11 protein-coding genes are annotated in these 10,742 nt (G+C 73.0%); 5 read left to right on the plus strand and 6 right to left on the minus strand.

The features are described from left to right. Positions 1-52 precede the first annotated feature (52 nt). From ACN261_RS22095 to ACN261_RS22110, 4 genes are all read left to right on the plus strand, one after another. Positions 53-979, plus strand: a complete 927-nt coding sequence (locus tag ACN261_RS22095) for an SDR family oxidoreductase (RefSeq protein WP_425851914.1) — start codon at positions 53-55, stop codon at positions 977-979. Positions 980-1,058: 79 nt separating this feature from the next. Continuing rightward, a complete protein-coding gene (locus ACN261_RS22100; RefSeq protein ID WP_421481578.1) occupies positions 1,059-1,961 on the plus strand; it encodes an amidohydrolase family protein in 903 nt (300 codons plus the stop codon). Next, complete coding sequence (locus ACN261_RS22105; protein ID WP_421481579.1) at positions 1,958-2,410, plus strand: MaoC family dehydratase; 453 nt, start codon at positions 1,958-1,960, stop codon at positions 2,408-2,410. The genes ACN261_RS22100 and ACN261_RS22105 overlap by 4 nt, the downstream gene beginning before the upstream one ends. A gap of 53 nt (positions 2,411-2,463) precedes the next feature. Further along, positions 2,464-3,990 carry an acyl-CoA synthetase gene (locus ACN261_RS22110; RefSeq protein WP_425851917.1) on the plus strand — a complete coding sequence of 509 codons (1,527 nt, stop codon included), beginning with the start codon at positions 2,464-2,466 and terminating at the stop codon, positions 3,988-3,990. Here the strand turns inward: ACN261_RS22110 and ACN261_RS22115 are convergent. The 6 genes from ACN261_RS22115 to ACN261_RS22140 all read right to left on the minus strand — a co-directional run bounded on the left by ACN261_RS22115 (position 3,953) and on the right by ACN261_RS22140 (position 9,663). Further along, entirely contained in the window at positions 3,953-4,807 is an 855-nt protein-coding gene (locus tag ACN261_RS22115) for a PaaX family transcriptional regulator (RefSeq protein WP_357935270.1), read from the minus strand. The two genes, ACN261_RS22110 and ACN261_RS22115, sit on opposite strands and share 38 nt — an antisense overlap. A 30-nt stretch (positions 4,808-4,837) precedes the next feature. Continuing rightward, positions 4,838-5,650: an ABC transporter ATP-binding protein gene (locus ACN261_RS22120; protein WP_204926584.1), complete on the minus strand. Its 813-nt coding sequence runs from the start codon at positions 5,648-5,650 to the stop codon at positions 4,838-4,840. Then, positions 5,643-6,464: an ABC transporter permease gene (locus ACN261_RS22125; RefSeq protein WP_425851920.1), complete on the minus strand. Its 822-nt coding sequence runs from the start codon at positions 6,462-6,464 to the stop codon at positions 5,643-5,645. The genes ACN261_RS22120 and ACN261_RS22125 overlap by 8 nt, the downstream gene beginning before the upstream one ends. Continuing rightward, on the minus strand, positions 6,461-7,255 hold the full coding sequence (locus ACN261_RS22130) for an ABC transporter permease (protein ID WP_425851921.1): 795 nt from the start codon (positions 7,253-7,255) through the stop codon (positions 6,461-6,463). Before ACN261_RS22130 ends, ACN261_RS22125 begins: the two co-directional genes overlap by 4 nt. 63 nt (positions 7,256-7,318) lie before the next feature. Further along, on the minus strand, positions 7,319-8,278 hold the full coding sequence (locus ACN261_RS22135) for an ABC transporter substrate-binding protein (protein ID WP_425851923.1): 960 nt from the start codon (positions 8,276-8,278) through the stop codon (positions 7,319-7,321). A 212-nt stretch (positions 8,279-8,490) separates the two neighbouring features. Then, positions 8,491-9,663: a 4-hydroxybenzoate 3-monooxygenase gene (locus tag ACN261_RS22140; RefSeq protein ID WP_421481583.1), complete on the minus strand. Its 1,173-nt coding sequence runs from the start codon at positions 9,661-9,663 to the stop codon at positions 8,491-8,493. A 259-nt stretch (positions 9,664-9,922) separates the two neighbouring features. Between ACN261_RS22140 and ACN261_RS22145 the strand changes: the two genes are divergently transcribed. Continuing rightward, positions 9,923-10,741, plus strand: a complete 819-nt coding sequence (locus tag ACN261_RS22145) for a CoA transferase subunit A (RefSeq protein WP_425851925.1) — start codon at positions 9,923-9,925, stop codon at positions 10,739-10,741. The last annotated feature ends 1 nt before the right edge of the window (position 10,742 follow it).

The raw sequence follows: 10,742 nt of genomic DNA on the forward strand, positions 1-10,742 counted from the left end.
TTGACATTCTCAATGGTTCGTGCTCAGATCGCATCGACGGAAGGGAGTGCCCATGTCACTGGACGGCAGAGTCGCCATCGTCACCGGCTCCGGGCGGGGCCTCGGCCTGGCCTACGCCCGGGAGCTGGCGCGGCGGGGCGCCCACGTCGTGGTCAACGACGTCGACGCCGACGTCACGGCCGAGGCGGTGGCCACGATCGAGGCGTCCGGAGGGCGGGCCGTCGGGGTGACCGCGCCGGTGGGCCCGACCGAGACGGCCCAGGAACTGGTCGACACCGCCCTGGCCGCGTTCGGCCGGCTCGACGCCCTGGTCACCAACGCCGGGGTCCTGCGCGACACCGTGCTGTGGAAGATGAGCGACGACGACTTCGACACCGTCGTCACCGTGCACCTGCGCGGCACCTTCACCACCGTGCGCGCGGCGGTGCGGCACATGCGGCAGGCCGGCGAGGGCGGCCGGATCATCTGCATCGGCTCGCCCACCGGCCAGCGGGGCACCTTCGGCCAGACCAACTACGCGGCGGCCAAGGCGGGCATCGTCGGCATGGTGCGCACCTGGGCGCTGGAGCTGAAGCGGGCCGGCATCACCGCCAACACCGTCGTCCCGGTCGCCGCGACCGCGATGACCGCCACCGTCCCCTACTTCGCCGCCGCCGTCCGCGCCGAGGCCGACGGTGAGCCGATGCCCGCGTTCTTCCGGCACGACCTCGGCTTCGGCACCGTCGACGACGTGGCCGGGCTGGTCGCCTTCCTCGCCTCCGACGCGGCGGCCAAGATCACCGGGCAGGTGATCGGGGTCGGCGGCGACCGCCTGCAGATCTGGACCCACCCGGAGGCGGCGCTGACCGCCTACCGCGAGGGCGGCTGGACCTACGACGCGCTGGTGGAGGCCTGGCCGACGACGTTCGACGGGGCCGCGCAGAGCGTCGGCGAACGCTTCCCCGAACTGCCCGCCCAGTTCCAGCCGGCGACCCCCTGACCCGGTCGACCGTCACCTGACCGACGAGACCGTCCGCCCGCCCCGCCGGCCCGGACCCGCCCGACGGAGGCCGCCGCCCGTGTACCAGTCCGCAATCGACCTCGACGCCGTCACCGCGATCGACATGCACGTGCACATCGAGGTCGACGACCACGGCCACGCCTCGCTGCCCGAACCGCTGGTGGCCGCCGTGTCGAAGTACTTCCGCACCGACGGGCCCCGACCCGCCGTCGACGCGGTGGCCCGGTACTACCGCGAGCGGCAGATGGCGGCCGTCGTCTTCACCGTCGACGCGGGCACCCAACTGCGGCACCCGCCGCTGTCCAGCGCCGAGATCGCCCGCGCCGCCGCCGAGCACGCCGACGTGCTCATCCCCTTCGGGTCGGTCGACCCGCGCACCGGCCCGGCGGCCGTCGACCTCGCCACCCGGCTGATCGAGCAGGAGGGGGTACGCGGGTTCAAGTTCCACCCCACGGTGCAGGGCTTCGACCCCGGCCACGAGGCGTACGCCCCGCTGTGGGCCCTGATCGAACGCGCCGGCCTCCCGGCGATCTTCCACACCGGACAGACCGGCATCGGCGCGGGCCTGCCCGGCGGCTACGGCCTGCGGCTCGGGCTGTCCAACCCGATGCTGCTCGACCCGGTCGCCGCCGACTTCCCCGACCTGCAGATCGTCATGGCCCACCCGTCGGTGCCCTGGCAGGACGAGGCGCTGTCGGTGGCCACCCACAAGCCCAACACCTGGATCGACCTGTCCGGCTGGAGCCCGAAGTACTTCCCGGCCGCGCTGGTGCGCCACGCCAACTCGGTGCTGAGGCACCGGGTGCTGTTCGGCACCGACTATCCGCTGCTGACCCCCGACCGGTGGTTGCGTGACGTGGCGGCCACCGACCTGAGGCCGGAGGTGCTCCCGGGCATCCTCAAGGACAACGCGGCCCGGCTGCTGGGTCTCGCCCCGCACCGACGAGAGGAGTCGCCATGACGACGACCATCACCTACGACCAGCTCGCCGACCTCGCCGGCACCGACCTCGGGCACACCGGCTACCGGACGGTCACCCAGGACCAGGTGAACCTGTTCGCCGACGCCACCGACGACCACCAGTGGATCCACGTGGACCCGCAGCGGGCGGCGGCCGGCCCGTTCGGCGCGCCGATCGCCCACGGCTTCCTCACCCTGTCGCTGGCGGTGCCGTTCTGGACCGAGCTGCTGGAGGTCAAGGGCGTGTCCACCAAGGTGAACTACGGCCTGGACCGGGTGCGCTTCCCCGCACCGGTCGTGGTCGGCGCGCGGGTGCGGATGCGGGCCACCGTCGTCGAGGTGACCGAGGTGCGGGACGGCTACCAGCTCACCGTCGACCAGACCATCGAGATCGAGGGCGGCACCAAGCCGGCGGTGGTCGCCCGGGGGTTGTACCGCTTCCACGCCTGAGGCCCCGCGTCCGGCCAGCTGATCATCCCACCTCCACCACCAGGAGACTGCTGATGCACCAGCACGGAATCGGCGCCTGGGTGGCCCGGCGTCGGCTCAGGTCCCCGGACCGGGTCGCCCTCGTGCACGGCGCGGGCGCGACCGTCACCTACGCGCAGTTCGCCGACGCCGTGGACCGGGCCGCGGCGGTGCTGCGGGAGTACGGCGTCGGCACCGGCGACACCGTCGCCTACCTCGGCGAGAACAGCCCCGAGTTCCTCCAGGTGATGTTCGGGACGGTGCGGCTCGGTGCCGTGTTCGTGCCGGTCAACACCCGGCTCGCACCTCCCGAGATCGGCCACGTGCTGACCGACTGCGCGGCCCGGGTGCTGATCCACGACCCGGACTTCGCGGTGCCGGTGGCCGCCGCGCTGCCGACCACCCGGCCCCCACGGGTGCTGGTCACCGGCGAGGGCACCCCGGACCGGCCGGGCCTGGCGACGCTGACCCGCGACGCCGACCCGGCACGGGCCGGGCACGCCGACCCCGGCCCCGCCGACCCGGCGGCGATCGTCTACACCTCGGGCACCACCGGCCGGGCCAAGGGCGCGGTGCTCACCCACGGCAACCTGACCTGGGTGGCGCTCAACTGCGTGGTCGACTACGACGTGGTCTCCACCGACGTGGCGCTGATGATCTCGCCGCTGTTCCACGTCGCCTCGCTGGGGATGGGCGCGCTGCCCGTCATCCTCAAGGGGGCCACGATGGTCATCGAGCGCGGTTTCGAGCCGGGCCGGGCGCTCGCGCAGATCGCCAGGCACCGGGTGACCATGCTCAGCGGCGTGCCGACCACCTACCAACTGCTGGCCGACCACCCCGACTGGGCCTCGACCGACCTGTCCACGCTGACGAAGCTCACCTGCGGCGGGTCCGCCGTGCCGACCCGCATCCTCGACGCGTACGAGGCGCGCGGCCTGTCGTTCTCCCAGGGGTACGGGATGACCGAGGCGTCGCCGGGCGCGACCGCGCTGCCGCCGGCGATGACCCGGGCCAAGCAGGGCAGCGTCGGCCTGCCGCACTTCTTCACCGACGTCCGGGTCACCGACCCGACAGGTGCGGTGCTGCCCCCCGGAGCGGTGGGTCAGATCGAGGTGGCCGGGCCCAACGTCTTCCCCGGCTACCACGGCCTGCCGGAGGCGACGGCCGAGGCGTTCACCGCCGACGGCTGGTTCCGCTCCGGCGACCTGGGCCGCCTGGACGACGACGGCTACCTCTACGTCTCCGGTCGGCTCAAGGACATGATCATCTCGGGTGGCGAGAACATCTACCCGGCCGAACTCGAACTGCTGCTCGGCGAGATCGACGGGGTGGTGTCGGCGGCCGTGATCGGGGTGCCTGACGACCGCTGGGGGGAGGTGCCGTGGGCGGTGCTGACCGTCCGGGCGGGGGCCTCGGTGGACACCGGCACCGTCCGGGCCCACCTCGACGGCCGGGTCGCCCGCTACAAGCTGCCGAAGAACGTGGTCGTCGTGGACGAGCTGCCGCGCACCGCGTCGGGGAAGGTCAGGAAGGCCGAGCTGCGGGCGCGGTTCGCCGGCTGACCGTGGGCCGGTGGGTGACCAGGGCGGCGAACTCCGCCGCGGACGCCTCGGCCAGCGCCCGGTGCGCCAGGCGGTAGGTCTGCGCCGACCGGGCGGCCGGCCACTGCGCGTCCATGAACTCGGCAGGCAGTCTCGGGTCGGCCCGCAGCAGCGCCAGCCAGTCCGCCACCAGCATCGTGCGCAGGGTCAGCGCGCCCGCCGTCGCCGTGGTCGCGGCCGGGTCGGCCCACCTGTCGATGAACGCCAGGTGCTCGCGCCGGATCGCCTCGATGTCCCAGGCGGCGCGGACGCTGTCGCCGATCGGGAAGCCGGCGAGTTCGCGGGCGTGGAAGGCGACCACGGGGTGCGGGGCGAGATCCCGGCGCAGCGGCTCCAACGACCCGGCGAGGTCGACCTCGCCGGGGGCCAGCCACAGCCCGTCGCGGATCGGGGCGAAACCCTCCCAGGTGAGCGTGGAGCGCAGCCGGTGCCGCAGCGTCCGCTGCTCCTCCGGGATCGAGAAGGTGACGAGGGTCCAACCGCTGCCCTGCGGGTCGAACGGCCGCGGCCCGCGCACCCGGTACGTCGCCTCCCGCAGCACCGCCGCCCCGTGCTCGGTCAGCGAGAACAGCGTCTCCCGACCACTGCGCCCCCGGGCGAGGACGCCGCTGCGCACCAGCCGGTCGAGGGTGGCCCGGGTCGCCGGCGCGGCGACCCCCGCCCCCTCCAGCACGGTGATCAGGACACTGGCCCGGATCGGCCCGGTGTCGCCGTCGACGACGTGTTCGCCGAAGAAGGCGAGCACCAGCTGCTTGGGCTGTCGCCTAGCCACAGTCATCCCCTCCGCCGCCTCTGACGCCCGGCGCGCTCACGGCGCGGGTCGCGGGGCCACATTCTGCCCGCGTCTGGCCCGCTGGATCTCGCCGTAGACGTGCGTGCGCAGTTCGGTGAACCGGGGCAGGGCGCGGGTGGTGATCTGGTCGCGGTCGGCGGGCAGGTCGATCACCAGGTCCTCGCGTACCCGGGTCGGCGCGTGGGAGAGCACCAGCACCCGCTGCCCGAGGTAGACCGACTCGTCGATGTCGTGGGTGACGAACAGCACCGAGATCCCGCGTCGGGCGTGCAGCTCCCGCACCAGGTCCTCCAGGTCGGCCCGGGTCTGCGCGTCCACCGCCGCGAACGGCTCGTCCATGATCAGGACCTCCGGCTGGTACGCGACGGCCCGCGCGATCGCCACCCGCTGCTGCATCCCGCCGGAGAGCTGCCACGGGTGGCTGCGGGCGGCGTGCGCCAGGCCCACCGCGTCGAGCGCGTCGGCGACCAGGGTGTGCCGCTGCGCGCGGGACAGCCGCTTGTGCCGCAGCGGCAGCTCGACGTTGCCGCGTACGGTCAGCCACGGGTAGAGGCTGCGGCCGTACTCCTGGAACACCACGGCCATGGCGGGGCTGGGGCCGGTGACCGGCGCGCCGTGCATCTCGACGGTGCCGCCGGTCGGGCGCAGCAGCCCGGCGAGGCACTTCAGCAGGGTGGTCTTGCCGCACCCGGACGGCCCGACGATGCAGACGAGTTCGCCGGCGTCCATCGTGAAGCTGAGGTCCCCGATCGCCTCGACGTCGCCGGTACGGGCCCGGTAGACCTTGTTGAGCTGCGTCACCCGCAGCAGGGTGCCCCGGTCAGACACGGTTGACCTCCCTGATTCCGTGGTACCAGCGCAGCACGCGCCGCTCGACGACCCCGAAGACGACGGCGAGCAGCACGCCGACCCCGCCGAGCAGCAGGATGCCGCTCCACATCTCGGCGACGAGGTAGTTGCGTTGGAAGTAGGCGATCCGGTAACCCAGCCCGGCCGACGAGGCGAACATCTCGGAGATCACCATCAGGATGAGCGCGACCGAGAGGGCCTGCCGGGCCCCGGCCATGATCCGGGGGCTGGCGGCGGGGAGCACCAGGAACCACAGCCGCTCCCACCGGGTGACCCGGAACGACCGTGCGGTCTGCGTCAGCACGCTGTCGATGCCCCGTACCCCCTCGACGGTGTTGAGCAGGATCGGCCAGACCGCGCCGGAGACGATCACCACGACCTTCATGGTGTCGGTGATGCCGAGCAGGAGCATCGCCACCGGGATCAGCACCGGTGGCGGGACGGCCCGGAGGAACTCCAGCAGCGGTTCGAGCAGTTCGCGCAACCACGGGGTCAGGCCGATGACGGTGCCGGCGGCGACGCCGAGCACGATCGACGCGGCGACCCCGAGACCGAGGCGGTAGAGGCTGGGCAGCACGTCCTGGGCGAACGCGGGCCCGATCCAGGTGTCGACGAAGGCGTCGGCGATCGTCACCGGGTCGGGGAAGAACCGGTTCGTCGCCCTGGTCGCCACCAGGCCCCAGAGCACCAGCAGCAGCATCGGCAGCCCGAGCGCGTGCAGCAGGCCCGCCACGGCCCGGGTGCCGGCCCGGCGGCGTGGCGCGGCGACGATCCGGCCCGGGTACGCGGTCACAGCGCCCGCTCCCCACGGACGGACTCGTGCCAGGACAGCGTCCGCCGTTCGACGAACCGGAAGACGAGGTTCACCGCCAGCCCGAGCAGGCCGGTGACCACGACGAGGGCGTACAGGCCGACCGCGTCGCCGCCGGAGCGGGACAGCTCGATCATGCGGCCGAGGCCGGGGTTGCCGATCACCATCTCGGCGGTGATGGCCAGGATGAGCGCCACCGCCGCCGCCAGCCGCAGACCCGTCATCAGGTACGGCAGGGTGGTCGGCAGGACGAGGTGCGTCCACTGCTCGCGGCGGCGCAGGCCGAAGCTGCGCGCGGTGTCCCGGGCGACCGCGTCGACGTCGGCGACCCCGTAGATCACCTGCACGAACACCTGCCAGAACGACGCGTAGACGATGATGACCAGGGCGGCCTGCCGCTGGATGCCGAACATCAGCACGGCGAGCGGGATGAGCGCGACCGACGGGATCGGGCGCAGGAACTCGACCATCGTGTGGGTGCTCCGGCGTAGGAACGGCACCAGGCCGACGAGGGTGCCGAGGGCGACGGCGGCGAGGGTCGCCACGGTCAGCCCGATCGCCCAGGAGGTCATGGTGCTGCCGAGCCGCCGCCAGAACGCCAGGTCGACGAGCTGTTCGGCGAGCCGGGCCAGCACGTCGGTCACGTACGGCAGGTACTGCGGGTCGATCAGGCCCAGCGTCGGGATCGCCTGCCAACCGACGAGGAAGGCGGCCAGGCCGGTGACGCCGAGCAGCGTCCTGCGCAACGCGGGTGGCCGTCGGGGGGTGGGCACGGGCGGGTCACCTCCGAGGGTGGCGTCGCCCGGCGGCCGGGCCGCCGGGCGACGCCGGGTCGGCTACTGCTGGCGGATGAGCCGGTCGAGGTCGGGTTGCCGGTCGAGCACCCGGTACCTGCCGGCGAGTTCGGCGAGCGTCTGCAGGCTGGACCGGTCGACGTCCCAGCCGAACGCCGGCAGCCTGACCGACTCCGCCACCGGCGGCGGTAGTTGGAGGTTGTCCTTGATGGCCTGCCGCAGGGCCGGCGCGTTGGCCGGGTCCTGCGCCCACTGGAGGGTCTTCTTCATCGCCGCGGAGAAGTCCTCGACCAGCTCGGCGTCCTTGTCGAGGCGGGCGGTGGTGGTGATGGTGGTCAGGGTGGCAAGGCCCGGCACCACCGCCTGGTAGGGCGCCACGACGAACCTGTCGCCCCGGCCCTTCAGCTGGGTGACGAAGGGTTCCGGCACCCAGGCGGCGTCGATGTTGCCCGCCGCGAGCTGGGCCGGGGCGTCCGGGAAGGCCACCTCGACGAACTTGACCTTCCTGGGGTCGCCGCCGTCCTTCTCCACCGCCGCCATGATCGTGACGTCGCCGGCCGCGCCCAGGCTGTTGACCGCGACCCGTTTGCCGGCGAGGTCGGCCGGCCGGGTGACACCCGACTTCGCCGAGGCCACCACGGCGTTGATGTCGTCGCCCTGGGCGTACGAGGAGGCGTAGTTGCCGATGATGACGACGCCGAGGTTCTGCAGGTCGGCGCGGAACGGGCCGAACGGCTGGCCGATGGCGAAGTCGATGTCGCCGTTCATCAGCGCCGGGATGGCCTGCGCGCCGCCCTGGGCGGGCAGCACCTCGACCTGGAGCCCGCGCTCGGCGAACAGGCCCGCCTTGATGCCGCCCCACAGCGCGGCGGTCTCGGTGATCGGCAGCGCCGCGACCCGGACCTTGCGCAGGTCGCCGGAGGTCGGCGCGGACGGGGTGGAGGCGTCGGAGTCGGTACATCCGGTGAGGGCGACCGCGGCGGCGATCAACCCGAGAGCCATGACCTTCTTCATTGACGAGGCCCTTCCTGGGCGGGGGTGGTGGGGTGCGTCGGAAGTCGGCGGGATGCCTCGGACCTGCGGGGGGAACCAACCGCTGCGTGGGGGCGCACGCCGCTGTGGTGGCCATGGTCAGCCACCCCGACATCGAAAGTCAAGAATTTCTGACGCCCGTCATGAATCAGTTGAACGACGTTGCGTCGTGGTGGCGTCGCTCAGACCTCGGGCAGGCCCACGTAGTTCTCGGCCAGGCTCGTCGCGTACGCCCGCGAGGTGGCGGCGTACCGCAGCGTCGCGGTCTGCAACTTCGCCTCGTACGGGTCGTCGTGCGCCAGCCGGTGCAGCATCGAGGTCATCCACCAGGAGAAGTGCTGGGCCCGCCAGACCCGGCGCAGCGCGGTGGTCGAGTAGCCCGCCAGCAGGTCGGTGCGGCCGTGGGAGTACCACGCGGCGAACGCCTCGCCGAGCAGCGCCACGTCGGCCAGCGCCAGGTTCATGCCCTTGGCCCCGGTGGGCGGGACGATGTGCACGGCGTCCCCGGCCAGGTACAGCCGCTCCCACTGCATCGGCTCCACCACGAAACTGCGCATCGGGGTGATCGACTTCTCCAGCACCGGCCCCTCGGTGAGCGACCAGCCCGGCACCGTCTCCAGCCGGACCCGCAGCTCCGCCCAGATCCGTTCGTCCGGCCACGCGGCGATGTCCTCGTCCGGGGCGACCTGGAGGTAGAGCCGGGAGACCTGCGGTGAGCGCATGCTGTAGAGGGCGAAACCCCGGTCGTGGTGGGCGTAGACGAGTTCCTCCACGGCCGGCGCGGCGGCGGCGAGCACCCCCAGCCAGGCGAACGGGTACGCCCGCTCGTAGCTGGTCAGCACCCCGTCGGGCACCGCGCCCCGGCTCACCCCGTGGAACCCGTCGCAGCCGGCCACGAAGTCGCAGCGCAGTTCCTCGTCGCGGCCGTCGCGTCGGTAGTGGACCACCGGGTCGGGGGAGTCGAGCCCGTCCAGCCGGGTCACCCCGGCGTCGAACAGGATCGTGCCGCCGGCCGCGAGGCGCGCGGCGATCAGGTCCTTGACCACCTCCTGCTGCCCGTAGACGGTGATCGCCCGCCCGGTCAGCTCGGTCATCGGCACCCGGTGCGACTCCCCGGCGAAGCGCAGTTCGATGCCCTCGTGCCGCAGCCCCTCGCGGAGCAGTCGCTCGCCGACGCCGGTGCGGCACAGCAGGTCGACCGACCCCTGTTCGAGCACCCCGGCGCGCAGCCGGTGCTCGACGTGCTCGCGGCTGCGGCTCTCCAGCACCACCGAGGAGATGCCCTGCCGGTGCAGCAGGTGCGACAGCATGAGCCCCGCCGGCCCGGCGCCGACGATGCCGACCTGGGTACGCATCCCGGTCCGTCCTTCCTGGACGCCGGCCCGACACCGGGGCCCGGCGGCGGGCCACCGAAAGCGTTCGCTTGGCGAACGGGTGTTCTCTCATTGAACGTTGGCACGCGACCCGGCTCCCGTCAACGCCCTGCCCGGACGATGGTCGTCCCGATGCCGGGGTCCGGGGTGGACATTGACGGATGTCGCCGTCGGTCGTACGTTCGACATGAGCACGACGGTCCGCATGGCGAACACCGGTCCGAGGTGAGGCGGGAGGCCCATGGCGACGCTCGTCCCGCTGGCGCAGGCCGTGGCGGAACTGGTCCGCGACGGTGACGTAGTGGCCCTGGAGGGCTTCACCCACCTCATCCCGTTCGCCGCCGGTCACGAGATCATCCGCCAGCGACGGCAGGAGCTGACCCTGGTCCGGATGACCCCCGACGTCGTCTACGACCAGCTCATCGGCGCCGGGTGCGCCCGCCGGCTGGTCTTCTCCTGGGGCGGCAACCCCGGCGTGGGATCGCTGCACCGGTTCCGCGACGCCGTGCAGCACTCCTGGCCGCGCCCGCTGGAGCTGGAGGAACACAGCCACGCCGGGATGGCCAACCGTTACGTGGCCGGCGCGTCCGGCCTGCCGTTCGCCGTGTTGCGTGGCTACACCGGCACCGACCTGCCCCGGCACACCGCCAACGTCAGCTCGGTCGACTGCCCGTTCACCGGCGAGACCCTCACCGCCGTGGCGGCCCTGCGCCCCGACGTGACCGTGGTGCACGCCCAACGCGCCGACCGGGCCGGCAACGTGCAGCTGTGGGGCATCACCGGCGTGCAGAAGGAGGCGGTGCTCGCCGCCCGCCGGTCGCTGGTCACCGTCGAGGAGGTCGTGCCCGAGCTGACCCCCGTCCCCGGGCAGGTCGTACTGCCCGGCTGGGCGGTCACCGCCGTGGCCGAGGTGCCCGGCGGCGCCCACCCCTCCTACGCCCAGGGCTACTCGGTCCGGGACAACGACTACTACCGGGCCTGGGACGCCGTCAGCCGGGACCGCGACACCTTCCGCGCCTGGCTCGACCGGCACGTGCACCGGGCCGGGGCGGCGGCGTGAC

Source organism: Micromonospora sp. WMMD723, assembly GCF_049863385.1.
Taxonomy (GTDB): Bacteria; Actinomycetota; Actinomycetes; order Mycobacteriales; family Micromonosporaceae; genus Micromonospora; species Micromonospora wenchangensis.

Coding starts and splice junctions, on each gene's coding strand:
- ACN261_RS22105 (WP_421481579.1), top strand. CDS start 1,958: ATGACGACGACCATCACCTACGACCAGCTCGCCGACCTCGCCGGCACC.
- ACN261_RS22095 (WP_425851914.1), top strand. CDS start 53: ATGTCACTGGACGGCAGAGTCGCCATCGTCACCGGCTCCGGGCGGGGC.
- ACN261_RS22140 (WP_421481583.1), bottom strand. CDS start 9,663: ATGCGTACCCAGGTCGGCATCGTCGGCGCCGGGCCGGCGGGGCTCATG.
- ACN261_RS22135 (WP_425851923.1), bottom strand. CDS start 8,278: ATGGCTCTCGGGTTGATCGCCGCCGCGGTCGCCCTCACCGGATGTACC.
- ACN261_RS22145 (WP_425851925.1), top strand. CDS start 9,923: ATGGCGACGCTCGTCCCGCTGGCGCAGGCCGTGGCGGAACTGGTCCGC.
- ACN261_RS22110 (WP_425851917.1), top strand. CDS start 2,464: ATGCACCAGCACGGAATCGGCGCCTGGGTGGCCCGGCGTCGGCTCAGG.
- ACN261_RS22115 (WP_357935270.1), bottom strand. CDS start 4,807: ATGACTGTGGCTAGGCGACAGCCCAAGCAGCTGGTGCTCGCCTTCTTC.